At 41.7% G+C, this 20,009-nt stretch carries 24 protein-coding genes and 1 pseudogene; 17 read left to right on the top strand and 8 right to left on the bottom strand.

Annotated elements, in window-relative coordinates; genetic code table 11:
- Positions 1-91 precede the first annotated feature (91 nt).
- Positions 92-2,167 (top strand): beta-galactosidase, encoded by a 2,076-nt coding sequence (locus NSU15_RS17915; protein WP_339287072.1) that lies wholly within the window; start codon positions 92-94, stop codon positions 2,165-2,167.
- A gap of 44 nt (positions 2,168-2,211) precedes the next feature.
- Here the strand turns inward: NSU15_RS17915 and NSU15_RS17910 are convergent, their stop codons facing one another.
- Complete coding sequence (locus tag NSU15_RS17910) at positions 2,212-2,757, bottom strand: GNAT family N-acetyltransferase (protein WP_339287070.1); 546 nt, start codon at positions 2,755-2,757, stop codon at positions 2,212-2,214.
- Positions 2,754-3,404, bottom strand: coding sequence for an NUDIX domain-containing protein (locus tag NSU15_RS17905; RefSeq protein WP_339287068.1), 651 nt, complete (start codon positions 3,402-3,404; stop codon positions 2,754-2,756). The genes NSU15_RS17910 and NSU15_RS17905 overlap by 4 nt, the downstream gene beginning before the upstream one ends.
- 142 nt (positions 3,405-3,546) lie before the next feature.
- On the opposite strand from NSU15_RS17905, the gene NSU15_RS17900 reads away from it, so the two are divergent.
- Both NSU15_RS17900 and NSU15_RS17895 read left to right on the top strand, forming a co-directional pair.
- The gene (locus NSU15_RS17900; protein WP_339287066.1) at positions 3,547-4,074 is read left to right on the top strand and encodes a hypothetical protein; all 528 of its coding nucleotides are present in this window, start codon (positions 3,547-3,549) and stop codon (positions 4,072-4,074) included.
- The gene (locus tag NSU15_RS17895; RefSeq protein ID WP_042128757.1) at positions 4,074-4,508 is read left to right on the top strand and encodes a DUF5301 domain-containing protein; all 435 of its coding nucleotides are present in this window, start codon (positions 4,074-4,076) and stop codon (positions 4,506-4,508) included. The genes NSU15_RS17900 and NSU15_RS17895 overlap by 1 nt, the downstream gene beginning before the upstream one ends.
- A gap of 45 nt (positions 4,509-4,553) precedes the next feature.
- On the opposite strand, the gene kduD is transcribed toward NSU15_RS17895, so the two are convergent.
- From kduD to kduI, 3 genes are all read right to left on the bottom strand, one after another.
- On the bottom strand, positions 4,554-5,312 hold the full coding sequence (gene kduD, locus NSU15_RS17890; protein ID WP_042128755.1) for a 2-dehydro-3-deoxy-D-gluconate 5-dehydrogenase KduD: 759 nt from the start codon (positions 5,310-5,312) through the stop codon (positions 4,554-4,556).
- A 41-nt stretch (positions 5,313-5,353) separates the two neighbouring features.
- Positions 5,354-6,109 carry a DeoR/GlpR family DNA-binding transcription regulator gene (locus tag NSU15_RS17885; protein WP_042128753.1) on the bottom strand — a complete coding sequence of 252 codons (756 nt, stop codon included), beginning with the start codon at positions 6,107-6,109 and terminating at the stop codon, positions 5,354-5,356.
- A gap of 132 nt (positions 6,110-6,241) precedes the next feature.
- Positions 6,242-7,075 (bottom strand): 5-dehydro-4-deoxy-D-glucuronate isomerase, encoded by an 834-nt coding sequence (gene kduI / locus NSU15_RS17880; protein ID WP_076119602.1) that lies wholly within the window; start codon positions 7,073-7,075, stop codon positions 6,242-6,244.
- Positions 7,076-7,311: 236 nt separating this feature from the next.
- Between kduI and NSU15_RS17875 the strand changes: the two genes are divergently transcribed.
- Positions 7,312-8,988: a hypothetical protein gene (locus NSU15_RS17875; protein WP_339287062.1), complete on the top strand. Its 1,677-nt coding sequence runs from the start codon at positions 7,312-7,314 to the stop codon at positions 8,986-8,988.
- A 344-nt stretch (positions 8,989-9,332) separates the two neighbouring features.
- A complete protein-coding gene (gene aspA / locus NSU15_RS17870) occupies positions 9,333-10,757 on the top strand; it encodes an aspartate ammonia-lyase (RefSeq protein WP_076119604.1) in 1,425 nt (474 codons plus the stop codon).
- A 111-nt stretch (positions 10,758-10,868) separates the two neighbouring features.
- On the opposite strand, the gene NSU15_RS17865 is transcribed toward aspA, so the two are convergent.
- Both NSU15_RS17865 and NSU15_RS17860 read right to left on the bottom strand, forming a co-directional pair.
- Positions 10,869-11,408 (bottom strand): MerR family transcriptional regulator, encoded by a 540-nt coding sequence (locus NSU15_RS17865; protein ID WP_339287059.1) that lies wholly within the window; start codon positions 11,406-11,408, stop codon positions 10,869-10,871.
- A 15-nt stretch (positions 11,409-11,423) separates the two neighbouring features.
- Entirely contained in the window at positions 11,424-11,546 is a 123-nt protein-coding gene (locus NSU15_RS17860) for a hypothetical protein (protein ID WP_339287057.1), read from the bottom strand.
- 101 nt (positions 11,547-11,647) lie between these two features.
- On the opposite strand from NSU15_RS17860, the gene NSU15_RS17855 reads away from it, so the two are divergent.
- The 5 genes from NSU15_RS17855 to ybaK all read left to right on the top strand — a co-directional run bounded on the left by NSU15_RS17855 (position 11,648) and on the right by ybaK (position 14,487).
- Positions 11,648-12,241 (top strand): bifunctional transcriptional activator/DNA repair enzyme AdaA, encoded by a 594-nt coding sequence (locus NSU15_RS17855; RefSeq protein ID WP_283936251.1) that lies wholly within the window; start codon positions 11,648-11,650, stop codon positions 12,239-12,241.
- The gene (locus NSU15_RS17850; protein ID WP_339287055.1) at positions 12,231-12,764 is read left to right on the top strand and encodes a methylated-DNA--[protein]-cysteine S-methyltransferase; all 534 of its coding nucleotides are present in this window, start codon (positions 12,231-12,233) and stop codon (positions 12,762-12,764) included. Before NSU15_RS17855 ends, NSU15_RS17850 begins: the two co-directional genes overlap by 11 nt.
- Complete coding sequence (locus tag NSU15_RS17845) at positions 12,761-13,579, top strand: radical SAM protein (RefSeq protein ID WP_339287054.1); 819 nt, start codon at positions 12,761-12,763, stop codon at positions 13,577-13,579. The genes NSU15_RS17850 and NSU15_RS17845 overlap by 4 nt, the downstream gene beginning before the upstream one ends.
- An 86-nt stretch (positions 13,580-13,665) precedes the next feature.
- Positions 13,666-13,917 carry a YolD-like family protein gene (locus NSU15_RS17840; protein WP_042128738.1) on the top strand — a complete coding sequence of 84 codons (252 nt, stop codon included), beginning with the start codon at positions 13,666-13,668 and terminating at the stop codon, positions 13,915-13,917.
- A gap of 96 nt (positions 13,918-14,013) precedes the next feature.
- Positions 14,014-14,487 carry a Cys-tRNA(Pro) deacylase gene (gene ybaK, locus NSU15_RS17835; RefSeq protein WP_339287053.1) on the top strand — a complete coding sequence of 158 codons (474 nt, stop codon included), beginning with the start codon at positions 14,014-14,016 and terminating at the stop codon, positions 14,485-14,487.
- On the opposite strand, the gene NSU15_RS17830 is transcribed toward ybaK, so the two are convergent.
- A complete protein-coding gene (locus tag NSU15_RS17830) occupies positions 14,476-15,228 on the bottom strand; it encodes a YdcF family protein (protein ID WP_339287051.1) in 753 nt (250 codons plus the stop codon). The genes ybaK and NSU15_RS17830 overlap by 12 nt on opposite strands.
- Positions 15,229-15,453: 225 nt before the next feature.
- Between NSU15_RS17830 and NSU15_RS17825 the strand changes: the two genes are divergently transcribed.
- The 7 genes and pseudogenes from NSU15_RS17825 (at position 15,454) to NSU15_RS17795 (ending at position 19,926) form a co-directional block, all read left to right on the top strand.
- Positions 15,454-15,990 carry a hypothetical protein gene (locus tag NSU15_RS17825; RefSeq protein WP_339287049.1) on the top strand — a complete coding sequence of 179 codons (537 nt, stop codon included), beginning with the start codon at positions 15,454-15,456 and terminating at the stop codon, positions 15,988-15,990.
- A gap of 238 nt (positions 15,991-16,228) precedes the next feature.
- Positions 16,229-16,684 (top strand): annotated as a pseudogene (locus NSU15_RS17820) (GNAT family N-acetyltransferase).
- 176 nt (positions 16,685-16,860) lie between these two features.
- Positions 16,861-17,310 carry a DUF1569 domain-containing protein gene (locus NSU15_RS17815; RefSeq protein ID WP_339287047.1) on the top strand — a complete coding sequence of 150 codons (450 nt, stop codon included), beginning with the start codon at positions 16,861-16,863 and terminating at the stop codon, positions 17,308-17,310.
- Positions 17,311-17,527: 217 nt separating this feature from the next.
- Positions 17,528-18,049 (top strand): AAA family ATPase, encoded by a 522-nt coding sequence (locus NSU15_RS17810; RefSeq protein ID WP_339287045.1) that lies wholly within the window; start codon positions 17,528-17,530, stop codon positions 18,047-18,049.
- Positions 18,050-18,174: 125 nt separating this feature from the next.
- Positions 18,175-18,588, top strand: coding sequence for a hypothetical protein (locus tag NSU15_RS17805; protein WP_339287044.1), 414 nt, complete (start codon positions 18,175-18,177; stop codon positions 18,586-18,588).
- Positions 18,589-18,619: 31 nt separating this feature from the next.
- Entirely contained in the window at positions 18,620-19,033 is a 414-nt protein-coding gene (locus NSU15_RS17800) for a GNAT family N-acetyltransferase (RefSeq protein WP_339287042.1), read from the top strand.
- Between the two features lie 92 nt (positions 19,034-19,125).
- Entirely contained in the window at positions 19,126-19,926 is an 801-nt protein-coding gene (locus NSU15_RS17795; protein ID WP_339287040.1) for a hypothetical protein, read from the top strand.
- The last annotated feature ends 83 nt before the right edge of the window (positions 19,927-20,009 follow it).

The following is a 20,009-nucleotide window of genomic DNA, read 5'->3' as shown; positions in this document are numbered from 1 at the left end:
TTCTTGATTTAGATAGCTTCGGCATCTAACGTCTCATCAGAGAATAGTCCCATTCCAAAAATGGGCAGAATTGAGAGGATGATCTTACACAATGAGTAAAAAACATTCCCCGATTAGTAGCAAAGCTCCAGTGATGCTGCACGGTGCTGATTATAATCCTGAACAATGGCTGAAGTATCCAGAAATTTTGCGTGAAGATATTCGTCTGATGAAGCTTGCAAACTGTAATGTGATGTCTGTCGGAATTTTTTCTTGGGTATCCCTAGAGCCTGAAGAAGGTGTATTCACTTTTGATTGGCTAGATAGTGTATTGGATTCTTTTGCTGAGAATGGGATTTACGCATTTCTAGCAACACCAAGTGGAGCACGGCCTGCTTGGATGTCTGAGAAGTACCCTGAAGTTCTAAGAGTGGAACGTAATCGTGTTCACAATTTACATGGCTTCCGTCATAATCATTGCTTCACCTCACCTGTATATCGGGAGAAAACTGCGATTTTAAATGCGAAGCTTGCGGAACGTTATAGCCAGCATCCGGCTGTTATCGGTTGGCATATTTCGAATGAGTTCGGTGGTGAATGCCACTGTGATCTTTGTCAGAATGCTTTTAGAGATTGGTTAAAGGTCAAATACAATAACAGTTTGGATGAGGTAAATCATGCTTGGTGGGCTACTTTTTGGAGTCATACCTACACTTCATGGACACAGATTGAATCCCCAGCGCCACATGGAGAAACACAAGTACACGGCTTGAACCTCGACTGGCGGCGTTTTGTCAGCGAACGGACGATAGATTTCTGTCAGCATGAGATTAATGTTGTACGCCCTTACAATCCAGCGTTGCCAATTACAACGAATATGCATATGATCGATGGCATTGATTATCGCGAACTAGCCAAAATTCTGGATGTTGTCTCATGGGACGCTTATCCAGAATGGCATTATACTGAAGACGGTGACGATGCTAGACTGGCGGCATGGACGGCGATGCACTACGATTTAATGCGTTCTTTTAAAAAGAAACCGTTCCTGCTCATGGAGAGCACACCATCACTTACGAACTGGCAATCGGTCAGTAAGCTGAAGCGTCCTGGTATGCACAAGCTGTCTTCACTTCAAGCGGTAGCGCATGGTTCGGATTCTGTACAATATTTCCAATGGCGTAAAAGCCGGGGCTCTAGTGAGAAGTTCCACGGTGCAGTTGTTGACCATAGCGGCCACTCCGAGACTCGTGTGTTTAAAGACGTTACAGAGGTAGGAAAGACGCTGGCGGGAATGACAGAAGTAGTAGGTACATCAACTCCAGTGAAAACAGCGATTATTTTTGATTGGGACAACCGCTGGGCGATCAAAGATGCACAAGGTATTCGTAATTCCGGATTACGTTATGAGGAGACTGTTCTCCAGCATTATCGTGCACTTTGGGAGCTGGGCATTCCGGTTGATATGATCGGATCGGGAGATGATCTGTCCTCCTACAAGCTGGTCATTGCACCTATGTTATATCTGATCAGCGAAGAGAATGGAAAGCGCATCGAGAAGTTTGTGGAGCAGGGCGGAAATTTCCTGGCAACCTATTGGTCTGGTGTCGTTAACGAAACGGATTTATGCCATTTGGGTGGATTCCCTGGACCACTGCGCAGAACGCTCGGTATTTGGGCGGAGGAGACAGAAGGACTGCATAGCCGTGATTTGAATGGTGTTGTAATGCAGGCGAGCAATGCACTTAATCTTAGTGGAGATTATGATGCGCATGAAATTGCTGAGCTGATCCACTTGGAAGGTGCGGAAGCATTAGGCACTTATCGCAGTGATTTCTATGCTGGCCGTCCAGCGCTTACGGTAAATCGTTTCGGTGAAGGAAATGCATATCACCTCGCTACTCGTGTGAGAGACGCCTCTTTCTACGTCGAACTGTATGTTGCAATCACTTCAAAGGCGGGAATTACCCGTGCTCTTGACAGTGACCTTCCAACTGGTGTGACAGCGCAGCTTCGTACCGATGGAGAAAGCGATTATATCTTTGTGCAAAACTACAGCGGTAGTCCGCAAGCGGTCAAATTAGATGGAGCGGATTATACAGATTTGACTTCAGGTACTGCAGCTCCGGCTGTGTTGAATTTAGCGGTAAATGATCTCGCAATATTGAAGCGTAAATCGTTAGTATAAAAAGAAGGCAGGACCTGGGGGATTCAGGTTCTGCCTTTTTACTATCAATTCATAAGTCGTCCCATCATAATCGTGTTATAGAATTTGCCATCCGAAAGGACCTTGTCGTTCTTTAATGTGCCTTCGATCTCAAAGCCGAGCTTTTGATAAAGTTTAATTGCTTTGTCGTTCGTTTCCAGGACATTTAAAGCGATTTTCTGGATACCGTTAGCGTCGGCCCAAGCAATAGATTCTGCTAAAAGATTCTTTCCAATTCCATAACCCCAATAATCCTGCAACACACATACTCCAAACTCTACTTTATGAGCGAATCTTTTTAAAGTAGGACCTTCACATCGGGAGAACCCAACGATTTGATCTTCAACTACCGCTACAAGAAACAATTTTCTGGGTTCCTTCGAATCAGATTGAATAAGTACCTTGAAGCCTAATTCGTCAATGAACGCTTCACCTGGTTCTCTGTCTAAATTCTCGGTCTCACCATCGATTTGTACTCTTAATTTAGACAAAGCTTCGGCATCTGTTGGGGTTGCAGATCGAATGATGTATTGGATTCCTCTCACACTAAATATTTGTTGATCAATAATCATTTGTCCTCCGTTACTTCTGATGATTTTAGAAATATTGCCTCGATGCCCTCAATAATACGAGAATAATAATCCGTATCGTGGGGTACAAAATGGGTCTTGTCTACATCCTGCTCAATGGCAATTCTATGTCCATGCGGATCGATTTGAAAACCGTTGACTTGTAGACTATGTATTTCTCCCTGCCAAAATCTGCGGAAATCAGAGAACTTAGCTTTGACAATGCCGGCGACCTCTTCTTGTTGTAACTGAAAATCTTTTAGTCGATAGGAATTGATATAAATAAAGGCATGCGCTCGTTCATTATCGATAAGGTTTTCTTTTTTCATACTGTAAGGAATTGTTCCTAGCGGGATCAGTTCTTCAAAAGAAATCTCCAGTCCCAGTTCTTCTTGAACCTCGCGTATTCCATCTTCTACAGTTTCATTTGCTAGCAAATGTCCGGCGGCCGTGATGTCCAGTAGTCCTGCATAATCTTGTTTCTGTTCACTCCGAAGTTGTAAATAGATATAGGGTATTTCCTGATCTTTGCTTATGAACCAGCAGTGGAAAGTCTCATGCCAATGACCTAAGCGATGTACCTCTTCACGTGGAGCCGTACCTGTTCGGTTGCCTGCTTCATCAAAAATGGTAAGTATCTCTTTATGCATAGAAAAGCTCCTTTGTGATGATTTCTTCTTTCTAAAGCCTATCATAAAACCGTTCGAATTACCCTAAATGTTAAGGTGGTTCTTATTGACAACAGTTAGAATGATATGTATATTTTTGGATGTTAATCAAAGGAGGAGTTAAATGAATTTAGTAACCATGAAGCAGAAGGATTTGGACACTTTAAGTGATGAAAGACTAGGATGGGCCTGTATGGAGCCTACCTTTCAGCAGATTCGCGCAAAATCACCATCGATCAAATCCGAAGTGATCTCCAAGCTCACAGATGGACAGAAAGCTCTTTGTATGTTCAGAGTAATGCATGATCACAGCCGTAATTCCGAAGGGGAATATTATGCTTGGATTTCTTACATGCAAGACCTGCCGGGGTATTGGACAGGGGTGATGGGAGGCATACCATTTTTTGGCGATGATCCGATGATTCTTTTGCTTCAGGAAACAAAGGCATTTCTCGAAGAAAGAAACAATCGTCTTGGAATACAGTGGGTTGATGCTACCATCACGGATCTCGATCGTGACCCTGAGTTGTTGAGAGAGATGAGTGGTTTATTTGAACGATTTAAGAACATAGCCGAAGATAGCCACAGACTGATTGGCGAGTATATTCGGGCACATCCTGGAGAATTTGTGCAGATAGAGGGCTCAGATTAATGAAAAAAACTAATCCGTACATCGTGTTTCTTGTAGTATTCATTATTGGCTTTTGGAGCATTACGTTATATCACAGTTATAATTCATTTAAAAATATTATTTTAGATCGAATCGATACAGCCGAAATCACGTCCATCGAGATTCTTAAATCGTCAAATGATGAACAAGTAGAAGTTGAGGATCCGAAAGAAATTGAAAAGATAATACATGAGTTCTCTGATGTGAAACTGAGAAGAAGTAATACTGCTGATAAACCTACGGAAACCTATTGGATAAGTATACGTGTAAATAAAGCTTTGCGTTTTGGAATGACTCTCACAGACACTAATTTTCTGCATATCATTGATCTTGCTAGTAACAATAAGTATCACTCCGGGGGTTTTAAAATTACAAGTAAGTTTGATGGGGAATCTATTACAAGCTTGTTTAAGTAAAAATAACCCGCTGCCACAGGCAGCGGGTTAAATATTTCAGGTTATTTATCTAGCCATCCATCCGCCGTCAACATTAAGAATGTGGCCGTTCAAGTAGTCAGAAGCCGCGGAAGCCAAGAATACAGCAGGACCTTTAAGATCATCAGGCGTTCCCCAACGTGCAGCAGGGATACGATCTAAGATGGCATCCGAACGACTTTGGTCGGCACGGATTGGAGCTGTATTTTCAGTAGCCATGTAGCCTGGTGCAATCGCATTGATGTTCAGTCCGGAGCCTGCCCATTCGTTGGCAAAAGCTTTAGTAAGACCAGCAACCCCGTGCTTACTTGCGGTGTAACCAGGAACATTGATACCGCCTTGATAGGAGAGCATGGAGGCGATGTTAATGATTTTGCCGGATCCTCTTTCAAGGAAGTGGCGACCCGCGATCTGAGACAGAAGGAACACTGTGTTCAGGTTCAAGTTGATTACATCGAACCAGTCTTTTTCACTATGGTCTTTTGCCGGAGTACGGCGGATCATTCCTGCACAGTTCACGAGAATGTCAACATGACCGGTCAGTTCAAGGGCTTGGTCAAATGTGTTTTGCAGGTTGCTATGATCACTTAGGTCAGATTCGATGCTAACCGCTTTTACGCCAAAAGCTTTTGCAGCGTTTACGGTTTCTTCACTTGTATTAAGAGATACGGATGCGATATCTGCACCTGCTTCTGCGAAGGCAAGGGCAATCCCTTGTCCAAGACCTTGCGCTGCACCGGTTACGAGTGCTGTTTTACCTGCCAAGCTGAATAATGATGATGACATATAATTACGCCCCTTTGATTTAAATGGATATGATTCCGTTATTACTCACATTCAATGATAACGCCGGCATTGCGGAACTGTTTTGTCGTCTCGGGGGAGAGTCCATTATCTGTCAAGATAACGTCAACCTCCTGCAGAGAAGCAAATGTACGTAGCGCAGTTTGACCAAATTTATGGTGATCGACAACCGCGAACACCTTACGGGCTGTAGACACAAGGGCTTGCTTAAACTCAATTAAATCTCCTGTATATATGGAAAGTCCATGTTCAATATGAACAGCTGTAGAGGACACAAATGCTTTTTGAATATTAAGCTGTTGCACATAGGAGACGGCTTCAGGGCCGGCCAACATATTACGGACACGGTAACCCCCGGGAACGACCAGGCGAATATGATCTTTGGGAACCAGCTCGCTGATGATGTATACATCATTGGTGACTACCGTCAGAGGCATATTGTCCAGGCGTCGAGCAATTTCAAGCGTTGTGCTCCCACCGTCAAGAGCTATAATATCGTCCTGTTCAATATGAGCAAGTGCACGCAAGGCGATTTCCGTTTTCTCGTCGGAATACTTATCCAGGGGATCCTTGGAGGGTAAAATACCAAACTGGTCACTTTGTGCCAGCACAGCTCCGCCATGAACACGAACGATCAGTCCTTGTTCCTCCAGCTTGCTTAGATCCTCACGAATTGTTTTCCCGGTAACCTGCAGCTTATCGCTCAGTTCATTCACCGTTACATCTTTTTGGTTCAGCATAACTTCCATAATCATCTCGTGTCGTCTTATCGGGTTCATCCGCTTGCCTCAGCTTTCCGTAATTGATTAAAATTATAAGAAAGTTTAAGATTCACGCTAGACTCTTCCTTATAATTCTCGCACAAACGCTTATCGTCCTTAAAAGGACGCCGAAGGCGTTTTAGCTTGTCTCTATTGTAGTTCTTTCATGGATACGGGGTCCATATCATCATATCTTTTATTATCGCCAGCCATACTCCAGATAAAAGTATAGTTATGAGTGCCGACACCACTATGGATGGACCAGCTTGGAGAAATAACGGCTTGTTCGTTTTGCATTACGATATGGCGAGTTTCATTAGGCTCTCCCATCAAGTGGAACACAACGGAATCGTCTGGTAGATCGAAATAGAAATAAGCTTCCATCCGGCGTGGATGTGTATGTGCTGGCATCGTATTCCACATGCTACCTGGCTTCAGTTGAGTCATACCCATAACTAGCTGAGCACTTTGTACGCCATTTGTATGAATGAAACGGTGAATGGTACGCTCGTTGGAGTTCTCTAAACCGCCCATCGCACCGGATTCGGATTCGGCCAGTGTGGTTTTGGTAGTTGGATAGGACTGGTGAGCAGGTGCAGAATTCAAATAGAATTTAGCGGGCTTGGAAGCGTCCTCACTTTTGAAGATGACATCTTTAGATCCTTGACCGACATACAGACATTCTTTGAAATCTACTTCATATTCTGTACCATCGACAACAACCGTCCCTTTACCGCCAACGTTGATGATCCCCAGCTCACGGCGTTCGAGGAAGTAAGTAACCCCAAGCTCTTTAAGGTCTGTAGTAAGAACTACTTCTTCTTTAACAGGATTAGCACCACCAACGATCATACGATCTTCATGTGTAAGCACAAGCTTTAGCTCATCAGGTGCAAAAATGACAGGAATGTGGAATTCCTTACGGAGGCGCTCAGTATCAAACTGCTTAACTTCATTAGGATGGGATGCGAAACGTCTTTCCATGGAATATTCAATCTCCTTAACAAGCATATTTTTCGTTCGTATAGGTACAATTTACTCCATTTAAGTTCATTTTACAAGTGTAATTTTTATTTTTGATGTTCATATGAGTTTATTATTAGGTTTTTGTAATTGCAAAATGAACCAAAAGTGTGCACAATAGAGCTAAAATGCTTTGTTCTCATTCGTAGGGTTATTGTCATACTATTGAGAATTGAGATATGGGAGGTCGAACTTGAATGCTGGAGTCAAATGATATTCAGAGTAGTTATAAGGAGCGTCAGCAAGAAATTATTTTTAAAATCGCATTGGAAGCGGAGCGGCGACCTCTCCTGGAGAGTGGACTCTGGTTCCACGATGATGTGCGAAATAACTTTTATTATGGCTCGTATCTTTTTGCAGCTGCAGTAGATGATTCTCTGGTGTTACCTTTCGATCGTGAACTAGCGAAGCAGAAGGCACAGGATGTGCTGCTGGAGACTTTATTGCTTCAGAGTCGACAAGCCGGTACGGAGCTCTACGGGCACTGGCCGCTTGGTTTGAATCCTATTCCTCGTGAAGCATCACCGCATGAGTTACCTGTGGAAATTATGGGGAGTCTGATGGCTTACTTTTGCAAAAAATATGGCGGATCACTAAATGCGCAACTCCGTATTGTCCTGAATACAGCATTTGGGCACATTTATCGGAGTGATTTCTTCCGTAAGCCGATAGTAACCTTTGGACATCATGAAGCGAAATATACAGCAGCAAAGCTGATTTTTGGTACGATGTTCGCAGACGAAATATTGCTTGAAGATGGTCGGCAAAGTCTGAAGAGTACGCTAGCGTATATTCGCTCCAAAGGTATGCCTGAATACGGCAGTCTTCCGTGGTTCTGGCATTGGGTGCAAGCGTTTACCTGTGCTTTGGAGCTTGTCTCAGCAGAGGATACGGATTTAATAATTACTCTTAAAGAAATGCTTGATCATCTTTGGAATGTCAGAGCAGCATTTTATTTGCGTGGAGCTTGGGTAGGGGCACATTCAAGAGGTTGGCCTCATGACGTACCAGGTGACGCTAATGTGCTGCATGACTATGTTCAGTTCGGGGACTTCAAGCTTCCAGAGGCAATGCCACGCACGGAATATGCTGGGCTCCTTTTCTATAAAGCACCCGAAGAGGCTTTAACAGCTGCAATGAATCACCAGACGCCAGTGGAAGCTACCAAGCTTACACGGAAAGTAGTTCCTGCAGATCCGAACGTTCAACCGCTGCTTCATTCCTATGCCTATATTTCAGAGGAATTTGCCGCAGGCGGGATGTGGGAGCGAGTAGAGGAATTCGATAATGAGCAGCTCCGTTGGGCTTTCTCCCTGCCTGTGAGTGGAGAAGAAGGGTCCAACCAGCTATATTTCTTCCATCCAGGTGAAGGCTACAATGAGGGAGATCCACGCCATCAGAGTCGTTATATGGAGGTCCTCTATCATAAGAATGTTGTGATTTCATTATTCCCCATTCCTCAGGGTGATAAGAATACGATCATCGGTGTTCTCCCTCATGGGGAGTGGATGCAAGACCCGAACGCCTTGTTTGGTCAGGTTGGGGAGGTCTTTTTCGCAATTTATTTATCACATTCATACCAACTGCAGGAACGTTCGGGATATATTGAGGTAACCGTTCAAGGAAAGCCGGGTGGGGTGATCGTTGAAGCGATAGGTGTTAAGGAGTCCGCAGAGCTTGGAATCATCGGACTAGATGCTTTCGTTATAGCTATGGCCCACAATGAACCGCAGTTCGAGATGGAAGACGGTTTGGCGGCTCATTATACGACCAGTAATGGCGATAGATTGCAATTGAGTATCGAGAGTGAGTTAGAGCGACCGCGAGCTTTATTGAATAATGTGAAGATTTCCTTGGAGAACTATACGGTTTAATAATAACTCAACATAGTTGTGAGTAAAGTTTGGATGGAGTCGACCTTAAGGTCGGCTCTTTTTAATTTGTAAATATGTGATGAGATTTGATGGCATGAAGTGCAATAGAATTTAATTAGTGTACATACTATGCTATAGCTTCATTTGGAAATTTACTCCTAATAAAAACCACCTTTCCTTTAAGGGCAAGGCTTTCGTAAACTTATTTGAAATTAATTACATTAATCTCTAATTTTATGAGAGACATTTGTCACAATAAAGGTTAATATCTAAGTGAGACATATGAATGAATGCGCTTTCTTAAATCCGATCAAACCTAACTCAAAGAATGCGAGGGATTTACTGTGACAGGAACTGAATTTCGTGTTGAGAATGATTTTCTAGGCAGCAAACAAGTAGATAAGAACGCATACTATGGGATTCAGACATTACGCGCAGTAGAGAATTTTCCAATTACGGGTTATAGAGTGCACAATGAATTAATCAAAGCGATGGGGATCGTAAAGAAAGCCGCTGCGCTTGCAAATATGGAAATCGGCAGGCTCTATCGTGGGCTTGGAGAAGTGGTTGTGAAAGCAGCAGATGAGATTATCGAAGGTCAATGGCACGAACAATTTATTGTAGACCCTATACAGGGTGGTGCAGGTACCTCGTTAAATATGAATGCCAATGAAGTCATTGCTAATCGAGCCTTAGAGCTGCTTGGTCATGAAAAAGGAGACTATCGTCATTTAAGTCCCAACTCTCATGTGAACATGGCACAGTCTACAAATGATGCATTCCCGACGGCTATTCATATTGCGACGCTTTCTCTTTTGGAACAACTACTTGTAACTATGCGCAGAATGCATGAGGTGTTTGCAGTTAAAGCCAAGGAATTCGATCCGGTTATAAAAATGGGACGCACGCATCTACAAGATGCAGTGCCGATTCGTCTGGGCCAAGAGTTCGAGGCTTATCGCAGAGTACTTGAGAGAGATATCAAACGTATTGAACATACACGTCATCATTTGTATGAAGTGAATATGGGGGCAACGGCTGTAGGAACTGGATTAAATGCTGACCCTCGATATATCGAAGTGGTTGTAGAGCATTTGGCTGAAATAAGTGGATTGCCGCTAGTTACTGCAGATCATCTTGTGGATGCTACGCAAAATACAGATGCATACACAGAAGTATCTGCTGCCCTAAAGGTCTGCATGATGAACATGTCCAAGATTGCTAATGATCTTCGACTCATGGCCTCTGGCCCGCGGACAGGGTTTAATGAAATTTCACTACCTGCTCGCCAGCCTGGTTCCTCCATTATGCCAGGTAAAGTCAATCCGGTTATGGCAGAGGTCATCAATCAGGTAGCTTTTCAAGTCATAGGGAATGATCATACGATCTGTCTGGCTTCCCAAGCGGGTCAACTGGAACTGAATGTTATGGAGCCAGTTCTAGTATTTAATCTCATTCAGTCCATCAGCATCATGAACAACTCCTTCCAAGTGTTCACAGACTTCTGTCTGGCTGGTATTGAAGCCAATAAAGAGAAGCTAGAGCGGGATGTGGAACGGAGTGTCGGAATCATTACTGCGGTTAACCCACATTTGGGCTACGAAGTGGTTTCTCGTATTGCTCGTGAGGCGATTTTGACAGGAGAATCTGTTCGTGAATTGTGCCTTAAGTATAATGTGTTATCCGAGGAAGAGCTAAATCTGATTCTAGACCCATACGAAATGACACATCCGGGAATCGCAGGCTCAGCTTTATTGCAGAAACAGTAGGGGATTGCCTAACCATTAGTCACTGCCTTTGTCATCCGTATTCTACGTTATTTAATAAGAACCTACTTCAACGATGGTTAGAAGTAGGTTCTTTTGCGTTGCGTTTCAGGCTTATAGGAAAAAGAATGAGCGTAATAGCCCGCGCTTTCTTGGCGGAGAGGGTAATCTTGAAGTGGTAACGGGATAGGATGCTTCATTTGGTGTGAAGGATTTTCCTTTTGTAACTTGCATGGGTTCAAGGGATGCCGCTAATTGTTTAATCATTATCCGCAGATCCTCAAGCTCTTCACGCTGCTGAAGCAGCTGTATCATGACTACTTCGTCGGCTTTTTGATCGAGTGTACGTTCAATATAATGAATCCGGGACAATATATCTTGCATAGGCTCAGCGTCAGTGGGATGAGGTGGGTCTTGCGGTGACGACGACAATTGATGCTCATTCGCGACAGTTAACTGAATACCCTCTAGTGCTTCTCCGTGATTAATGCAATCTTTAATATGATTGAGCAAGCTAATTTGCTGCTCTGAGAATGTATAGTGGCCAAATCGGTCCTTTGGAAAAAAGTCAGGGAACATAGCAGCCCAACGTTTGATCGTTGTTTGGCTAACAGACAACAGCTCTGCGGCATCCTTTGTTTTCAGAATTTCCATTTCGATTCCTCCAGTTCAGGTAGACTTGTTATGAATAATTCGTTGTTCAATTGCTGCTCCCTGCACGGTTGACAAAGGAAGTGCGGATTCGATAAACAAAGTGTTATTACGAGCAATCTCACCACTTTTGTATTTCACTATCTTGCTTTTACATTCTAGAATGAGTACAGATAACCCTGAAGCAGGGTATACTTGGTTTAGAGGTAAAGCGTATGGATAGGAGTGGAGATGTGGAAAAGATGACCGAGGAGCAATGGCAGGCGATTTTGCAAAATGATGCAGCTTATAACGATAAATTCTTTTATGCTGTGAAGACTACGGGAATCTTTTGCCGACCTTCCTGTAAGTCCAAAGCACCTAATCGAGAGAATACACGTATCTTTCAAAATGCAGAACAAGCGATAGAATCTGGATTTCGTCCCTGTAAAAGATGCAAACCGACGGGTGAGCGGCTGCCGGATAAGGAATGGGTGGCTGTAATGACTGAATATATCGACAAACATTATCAGGAACCTCTTACTCTTGAAATGCTGGCAGAAGTCTGTCATGGAAGCCCTTATCATCTGCATCGAACCTTCAAGAAAGTAACGGGAATCACTCCTGTGGATTATATACAGCAAAAGAGAATCGATCAGGCATCTGAATATTTGGTTACCACGGATCGGGCTGTAGCTGATATTGGAACACATGTGGGTCTGCCAAATACGTCGTATTTTATTACCTTATTTAAGAAAAAGACGGGGCACACCCCAACGCAGTATCGACAGCTTAACAAAGTAGAATTAACGAATCATTCTGAATTATTCATGGAGGTACAGAAAAATGGAGAGTAGACCAAATGCAATCATATACTGGACATTGCTAGCTTATAAGGAATGGAGCTTCTATATCGCAGCATCGGTGAAAGGATTAAGTTATGTGGGGTCGCAGCAGAAGCCATTCGAAGAAATGAGTGACTGGATCAGCCGAAGATTTCCTGGAAGTGAACTGGTGCAGGACGATGAGAAAATGGTTCCATTTGTACGGGAACTGATCGAATATTTGCAAGGGGAACGGCAGGCATTCAGCATTCCTTTTGACTATCGTGGGACTCCATTTCAACTTGCGGTTTGGAAAGCGTTATGTGAAATTCCATATGGACAAACGTGGTCTTATTCGGACATTGCCACATATATTCAAAAACCGGCTGCAGTACGAGCGGTAGGGACGGCGATTGGTGCGAATCCAATTTTAATTACGGTGCCCTGTCACCGAGTCATTGGCAAGAATGGGACATTAACCGGATACCGCGGGGGATTAGAGATGAAGACGAGGCTGCTTCATTTGGAGAGCGGGAAGCTTGCTCAAGAACTATGAAGAATGAGATCCAGTACAAAACCCCAAAGACCTTACTTAATAAAGGGACGGGTTATCTGAATGGATACAGTCATTCTTTGAATCCATATACCGGATGTACTTATGGCTGTTCATATTGTTATGTGCGTCAAATGCCCGTTTCAATGTTCCGTAAAGAGGAATGGGGGATGTGGGTAGATGTCAAACAAGAAGCTGCAGCTATCCTACGCAAAGAACTCCAAAAAGCAAAGTCCAAAGGACCGGTCTCCATCTTTATGTCCTCTAGTACAGATCCTTACCAACCGATAGAGTACAAGGAACAAGTAACAAGAGCTTTATTGGAGGTTATGGTAGAGAATCTGCCTGATTTTTTATTCGTGCAGACGCGTAGTCCGCTCGTAAGCAGAGATATGGATTTGCTAATACGCTTAGGAGATAAGGTTCGTGTGAGTATGACTGTAGAGACGGATCGTGAAGATATTCGCAAAAAATTCACACCAAGTGCTCCGCCCATTTCTGCGAGATTAAAGACACTGAAATTACTGCGTAATGCGGGCATTCCTGTTCAAGCAACCATCGCTCCGGTATTGCCAAGCAGCACTTCTTTTCCTGAGATTCTTAGGGAACTCGTGGATAGAGTCTGTATTGACGATTATTTTATGGGAGATGGCAGTGGGGGAAAACGTACACGAAGATTAGGTATATATTCCCTTTATGAAGAGCTGCAACTGGAAGATTGGTATGATCCAGCGGCATATCGTAGGGTGTACGATGGACTCCGGAGTGTTTTTTCAGAAGATGAGCTGTTCTTGAGCCAGAAGGGGTTCGAGCCTTAAACTGAAACATGATATAATAAACGAGAGCATTCATACTTAGTATTTTAAAATACTTAATACCTGTAATCGCTTATTGGAGGAGTAGAGTGGCAAAAGCAAAAGTGGCCAAACGGCCCACGAGAGATGAGTTTGTACTTGAGGAGCTAGGCAATCAGTTAGTTGAAGCCAAGCAAGAAGGTTCTGAGATCTTATTGACCGTATGGGGAAAAGAAGAACAGGTGCGCGGAACGATTGTAGAAATGGATTCGCGGACTGGAAAAGTACACGTCAGTAAAAACGAAGGTATCGAAAAAGTTCCGTTTATGGATATTATGCAAATTAATTATCCCAGAGATTAATGGGAACGCAGCAATAAGAGGTCCTGTGAGCCATGTTGGCTTTGGGGCCTCTTTGACCATATAGTATCGAATAGATTAAAGAGAGGTAGATCAGATATGGCAGTAACCAAAACCAACGCGATGCGAATGCTAGATGCGAAGAAAATTGGATATGAAGTGTTTGAGTATGACAATGAGGATGGACTAATCCATGGTACGGCAGTTGCGGAGAAGATTGGAAAGGCGGCAGAGACGGTTTTTAAAACTTTGGTCGCTCATAGCGGAGCCAATCTTTATGTATTTGTTATACCGGTTGCTGAGGAGCTGGATCTCAAAAAGGCGGCCAAGGCCGCCGGAGAGAAAAAGATTGAGATGCTGCCAGTCAAGGATTTGCAGAAGTGGACGGGTTATATCCGTGGTGGATGTTCACCAGTCGGTATGAAAAAGCTATATCCAACGTTCATTGATAGCAGCGCAGAAAGTCAGGAAACGATAGCCGTTAGCGCCGGAAAAATTGGTCAACAAATGGATGTATCACCGCAGCTACTTGCAGGGGTAACCAATGCAAAATTCACAGATCTAATGAAATAGATGAGCAACAAGAAGACCTAAATACTCCTTCAAGGCTGTGCCTGTAGTGGAGATGGCTCCTGGCGAAGGAGTGAACTTTGAGGGTTGCAACGAAAATTCAGCGCTGGCGATATAATCTGTAGGAAAAGCTTGCGCTGTTAGCCCTACATTCTTGAAGTGCTGCATTGAGCGGGGCATATGAAACCCTGATGTGACTAGTACAGGACGCTTAAGTCCCTTCTCTTGTAAGATTGCGGCGGTATTTACAGCATTCTGCTCCGTGTTGAGAGATTGATTGTCGGTCAGGATATCCTCTTCGGAGACACCGAGTCCGAGGAGTTGTCTTTTGGCGATATCCGCTTCATTGCCGCTGTCGGAGAAGACTTGTCCACCAGAGAATAGGATGGGTAAACCACTCGCATTATGTAGTCGTACAGCTGTAATTAGCCGATTCGCTGCTGATCCATATAAGTTGCCCTCGCCATCAATATCCGGTGTCCCCGAGCTTGCACCTCCACCAAGCACAACGATGACATCTCCTTGCAATGTATCCGGTTGAGGATATTTTCGTTCTAACCCTCCGATTAACGCATCGCTGACTAAGGAAGTCATGGAGAAATACATAAGCAGTGTAACGCCAAGCAGGACAAGCGCAGGACGACGGTTCTTTTTCCATAACCAAATGACAATACCGAGCAGTAGTAAGATGAAAAGTCCTGGAGGAAGCACAAAGCTGTATACAAATTTGATGATGTAAATCAACAGTATCAACCGCCTTCGTAAAGTATGAGTTCAGGTTGTATTGTAACATGAGTTGGGGTGTTCGAAGTTGTTCAAAAGACCGAAACGGTCTTTTTTTATTTGATGAGAAGTCTAATCTAGAACAAGATAGGGAACGGCATTAAGCTAAAGGTCAGGATAGTGCAACTTAGTTAGTCGGATTACGTTTATTAAAGGAAGGTACTGGGGAGATAAAGGAGGCGTGTAATGAAGCGGAAAATCGCTATTTTACTTATGATGATTTCAATGATCGTAAGTATCTTTTCTATTTGGTACTTCACACCTAAGCGGTACTCAGAGACAGTAAATGGTGTTTATTATCAACTAGGGACGGAAGGCATAATCGAGCGTATAAAAGTACATCTTGATGGGAAATTGCAAAATCATATAAATGGCAAAAAAACCTTTACAGGCGTTATTAATTTTGAAGGAAGTAAGGTTCCTCAAATTCCTAAAGATAGAACAGAATTAAAATTGCATTACGATGGTCATAATTTCACAACCATTTTCTCCGGTTTTCGAATCTTAGATGATAAAGGTAGAATAGAGCCTAATATTTTCACTTACGGTTGGGTATATACTGATGATAAATTTTCTGAATTTACAATTAAAGTTATGGATGATAATGACCAGTGGTCCCCATCAAACGGACATATGATTACAGCACCAGCGAATGATAGGCAAGAAGCAATGAAAAGGTCTCAAGAGTTAATTAAGGTGTTTGAAGAGGAAAGTAGGAATTGATTGAACTAACGGAATGCGATAGTTGAAGAATGCACAATTTATTTTAAGAAGGAATTTAATAGGGAAAATGGTATAATAAAAAAGTCTAAAATTCATTGATGTAATTTTTGGCAATAGTTGTTAGAGGAGGCGTTCATTATGAAAGATAAAAGAATTTATATTATTAATGACTTCAAGGGGATAACAACTAATTAACAAAGTTGTTTAGTGTTTCCCCGAATTTTGAAAGGGGAAAATTATGATTAAAGAAAATGTAAAAATCGTAGAATTAAATGCAGAAAACTGGTACGACTGTTGTAAATTATAGGTATCAAGAGAACAAAAAGAATACATGGAACCCAATGCCATATCAATAGCTCAGTCAAAGTTTGAGCCTACTTTAAAGCCATACGCTATTTATTTTAAAGAGATAGTGGTTGGTTTTTTAATGTACAATTCTGTTCAAGAAGAACTTGATGGTTATTGGGTTTATAGAATAATGGTGGATAAGGAATTCCAAGGCAAGGGTATAGGTAAAGCTGCAACTAAGTTAATGATTTCAGAGATGGTTAAATTACCGAATTCAAAAAAAATTGTTGTGGGTTATCATCCTGAAAATTTGGGAGCACATAATTTATACTCGAGTTTGGGATTTATTGATAATGGTGATAGGTTCGGTAAGGAAATGGCAGTTATTAAGAATATAACCGAGTGACAGATGGATAGTATTTCAAAAGGACCATTCTTTGGTCCTTTCTTATTGTGTATGATGGAAAATGGTAAATATTAGATTGAGAGCATATTGTCGAGTTATGCGGATGCAATCATGAATATAATAGACAAGCTAGAAGAATCTAGATTATGAAGGACTAAATTTAATGGAGCGTGCTAATGGAAAATATATACAACGAATTGCATACAGCAGAAATATTGAACCGTATCGAGAATTTAAGTCCAAATTCAAAACCACAATGGGGAACAATGAATGTTGCTCAAATGTTGGCTCACTGCTCAGCATTTCAAGATATCGCTTTGGGAAATGCCTTTCCCCCTAGATATTGGCTAGGAAGGTTAATAGGAAGGTTTGTGAATTCTATTTTCTATAATGACAAGCCGGTACCACATAATATGTCAACAATTCCGACCATACTTATTGTAGATGAAAGAGACTTTATGACAGAAAAAGAAAAACTGAAACACAAGATTTTAACTTTCCAAAGTAACGGTCCGGAGAAATGTTCATCCTACCCGCATCCTTTTTTTGGAAAGTTTACTCCTGAGCAATGGGGTAAAGGGATTTATAAACATCTAGACCATCATTTAAGACAATTTGGTGCTTAGTATTTTTTCGCAATGTTTAATAATTGTTCAGTTTAGTGCAGTAACAACACTTCGCTGTGCTAACGGGACTCGATAGAGGAATAGCGGTTGCTTCGGCAGCCGTTTTTTATTTGTTCACTTACGGTAGTATAGTTCAATTATAGTTGTTTTTTATTTCCAGACATACAGTTTAAATATTAAAATGAAATTAATTGAATTGATAAGGAGTATTAACAGGATGAACAAGGGTAGAATCGTATTTTTAAACGGTGTGACGAGTTCTGGAAAAACATCAATAGTAGATGCTTTACAGTTAAAATCGCATGAATTTTTTTATGTTGTTGCCAATGACCTTTTTGAAGAAATGATAGGTGAACGTTATCTTCGTGAAGATTATTGGAAGTATTTAAGTGAAGCAATTGTCATGATGTATCATACAGCCAAATTATTTTCTGACCATGGTAAAAATGTACTTATTGATGGCATTATGGTAGAAAGGCCTGAGTTGAAACCGCATTATGAAAAAGTGAACAATATATTTTCTGGTTACCCATTATACATTGTTGAAGTGTTTTGCCCTTTAGACATTTGCCGTCAGAGAAATATTGCACGAGAAAATAGAACCGAGGACCAATCTGATTGGCAACACAAAATCATGGCAAAAGGTATCCGGTATAATTGTAAAGTCAACACACATTTAAACACTTCCGAAGAATGCGCAGATTTGATTTTAAAAAGTATATTTGAAGATGAAGTTTGAATTACTATGCTCGAGATGATACGTTCCGGTAAAGGGGAAGGTTTGTATAATAGCGGTTGCTTCGGCAGCCGTTTTTATTTGTTCAACTGTCGTTCAGGTTAATTTAACAAGGAACTTATTTAAAGATGAAATTTGAAGGGAGAGATGAAATGATAGAATTATCTAAAGAAAACTACGCTCACGTTCTGCCACTGTTGAAAAATCTAGTATATGAACCTGTGTTTGCATATTCCGTAATTGAGCGAAATCAATCTGGAAAAGTGTTTGTTGATCACAACGAAAATCCTACCTGCAGTCTTATTATCAATTCATATGGACAGTATTTTTTGGTTAAGAGGGGCGACAACGAATGCTTTATGAGCGATGTAGTTGAATTTTTGCGAAATGATCAAAATCATTCAAAATACTACGATCTTTATGCTTCAACACCGGAGCTACTGTTTCAAATTAGCGAAAGTTTAGCGGGAAAGACTGTATTATTGCACCGTTCTTCTTTTACATTCGAGTTATCCAAATTCCAACATCTAAAAAAAAACTAACGCATTGCCAGAACAATTTGTTATGAAAAGGATGGATAAAGCGCTTTTCGATAAATACAAAAATGAAATGGACGCTTCTTATGATTCGCTATGGAGTTCGGCACAACACTTTTCGGATCGAGGGTTTGGTTACTGTCTTGTGATGGATGATGATTTTGCAAGTGTTTGCAATTCTTATTTTGTAGGTGGAGGGTATGCGGATATCGATATCGTAACCGTTGATGAATACCAGAATAAAGGGCTAGCAACACTCACGGGTGTAGCATTTATCGAACATTGTCTGAACCATAATCTAGTGCCGAATTATAATTGTGACGCTGGCAATGAACGATCGATACAGCTAGCGAAAAAGTTAGGATTTGCAAAAAAATATGATTTTCCAATGTTATGGTGGCATCAGGATCAGAGTATAATTAGTGATTATTTGAAAAGATTCAATTATTAAAAAAGAGAGTTTAAAACGGAAACTTTCCAAAATGACAGGAGTAAACCGGTGATAAAACTATTATTAGATGAAAATACATGGGAGGTTTAGCTATGACGATTAACCGTGAGACCATTCTAAACGCAATTGTATCAGACCTTGGAATTGAAGATTATATTTTAGCTATTTGGCTAGAGGGTTCAGATGGTACTAAAACTTTGGACGAGTATTCTGATATCGATTTGGTGTGCTATACGAAGGAAGGCTGCATAGATGCTGCATTTACCCGGTTGGATGCCTGTATGCATCGATTAGGAAAAGTAGATATTGCCTATGAAGAAACTGGCCGACCCACAAATAACCGCTACAAGGTTTACCACCTACAGGAGTCATCAGATAGTCTTTTAATCGACGTGACGATCCAAAGTGAGAGTGTCCCTGTTTTATTCATTAACGAAGACAAAACCGTCGTACCAGTTATATTGATAGATAAGATAGGTATCGTGAAATATCAAAACGTTGATCACATGACTCACCATTCACAACTTCAATCACAATTGATACGTGCTCAGGGTATTTACAGTCAAAGGAACCGGGCTGTCAAATATACAAAACGCGGGCTTTTTTTAGAGTCGTTGATTTACTATCATAAGTATGTTGTGAATCCACTTGTAGATGTACTTCGGATCATCTATACACCATTTCAAGCTGACAGCTTCTTGATTCATGCGTCTCGGGATTTTCCTGTCGAAGTGGTACTAACCTTGGAAAAGTTATATGGTGTAAAAACCATAGAAGATATAGTAGATCGCATCGAATTGACAGACGAATTGTTTCGTAATGCCGTAGCAGAGGCTGATATCATGCTGTTACAATCTAAAGAAGGCGAAAGTTTAACGGATACCAACCCATAATCATTACTGGGTTATTGTGAGTGATCGCAGCTATATAACTACGTGAACGCTACTGAAAATAGAAATTCAAAATGGAGCGATTG

This window comes from Paenibacillus sp. FSL E2-0201, from assembly GCF_037963325.1.
Classification (GTDB): domain Bacteria; phylum Bacillota; class Bacilli; order Paenibacillales; family Paenibacillaceae; genus Paenibacillus_AQ.
Note: the sequence above shows the minus strand (reverse complement) of the source record. Positions and strands in the feature narration are given on the sequence as shown.

What these genes read in the sequence shown, in the direction of transcription:
- NSU15_RS17915 (WP_339287072.1), top strand. Translation starts at nt 92, where the DNA reads ATGAGTAAAAAACATTCCCCGATTAGTAGCAAAGCTCCAGTGATGCTG.
- NSU15_RS17910 (WP_339287070.1), bottom strand. Translation starts at nt 2,757, where the DNA reads ATGATTATTGATCAACAAATATTTAGTGTGAGAGGAATCCAATACATC.
- NSU15_RS17905 (WP_339287068.1), bottom strand. Translation starts at nt 3,404, where the DNA reads ATGCATAAAGAGATACTTACCATTTTTGATGAAGCAGGCAACCGAACA.
- NSU15_RS17900 (WP_339287066.1), top strand. Translation starts at nt 3,547, where the DNA reads ATGAATTTAGTAACCATGAAGCAGAAGGATTTGGACACTTTAAGTGAT.
- NSU15_RS17895 (WP_042128757.1), top strand. Translation starts at nt 4,074, where the DNA reads ATGAAAAAAACTAATCCGTACATCGTGTTTCTTGTAGTATTCATTATT.
- kduD (WP_042128755.1), bottom strand. Translation starts at nt 5,312, where the DNA reads ATGTCATCATCATTATTCAGCTTGGCAGGTAAAACAGCACTCGTAACC.
- NSU15_RS17885 (WP_042128753.1), bottom strand. Translation starts at nt 6,109, where the DNA reads ATGAACCCGATAAGACGACACGAGATGATTATGGAAGTTATGCTGAAC.
- kduI (WP_076119602.1), bottom strand. Translation starts at nt 7,075, where the DNA reads ATGGAAAGACGTTTCGCATCCCATCCTAATGAAGTTAAGCAGTTTGAT.
- NSU15_RS17875 (WP_339287062.1), top strand. Translation starts at nt 7,312, where the DNA reads ATGCTGGAGTCAAATGATATTCAGAGTAGTTATAAGGAGCGTCAGCAA.
- NSU15_RS17865 (WP_339287059.1), bottom strand. Translation starts at nt 11,408, where the DNA reads ATGGAAATTCTGAAAACAAAGGATGCCGCAGAGCTGTTGTCTGTTAGC.
- NSU15_RS17855 (WP_283936251.1), top strand. Translation starts at nt 11,648, where the DNA reads ATGACCGAGGAGCAATGGCAGGCGATTTTGCAAAATGATGCAGCTTAT.
- NSU15_RS17850 (WP_339287055.1), top strand. Translation starts at nt 12,231, where the DNA reads ATGGAGAGTAGACCAAATGCAATCATATACTGGACATTGCTAGCTTAT.
- NSU15_RS17845 (WP_339287054.1), top strand. Translation starts at nt 12,761, where the DNA reads ATGAAGAATGAGATCCAGTACAAAACCCCAAAGACCTTACTTAATAAA.
- ybaK (WP_339287053.1), top strand. Translation starts at nt 14,014, where the DNA reads ATGGCAGTAACCAAAACCAACGCGATGCGAATGCTAGATGCGAAGAAA.
- NSU15_RS17825 (WP_339287049.1), top strand. Translation starts at nt 15,454, where the DNA reads ATGAAGCGGAAAATCGCTATTTTACTTATGATGATTTCAATGATCGTA.
- NSU15_RS17815 (WP_339287047.1), top strand. Translation starts at nt 16,861, where the DNA reads ATGGAAAATATATACAACGAATTGCATACAGCAGAAATATTGAACCGT.
- NSU15_RS17810 (WP_339287045.1), top strand. Translation starts at nt 17,528, where the DNA reads ATGAACAAGGGTAGAATCGTATTTTTAAACGGTGTGACGAGTTCTGGA.
- NSU15_RS17805 (WP_339287044.1), top strand. Translation starts at nt 18,175, where the DNA reads ATGAAATTTGAAGGGAGAGATGAAATGATAGAATTATCTAAAGAAAAC.
- NSU15_RS17800 (WP_339287042.1), top strand. Translation starts at nt 18,620, where the DNA reads ATGGATAAAGCGCTTTTCGATAAATACAAAAATGAAATGGACGCTTCT.
- NSU15_RS17795 (WP_339287040.1), top strand. Translation starts at nt 19,126, where the DNA reads ATGACGATTAACCGTGAGACCATTCTAAACGCAATTGTATCAGACCTT.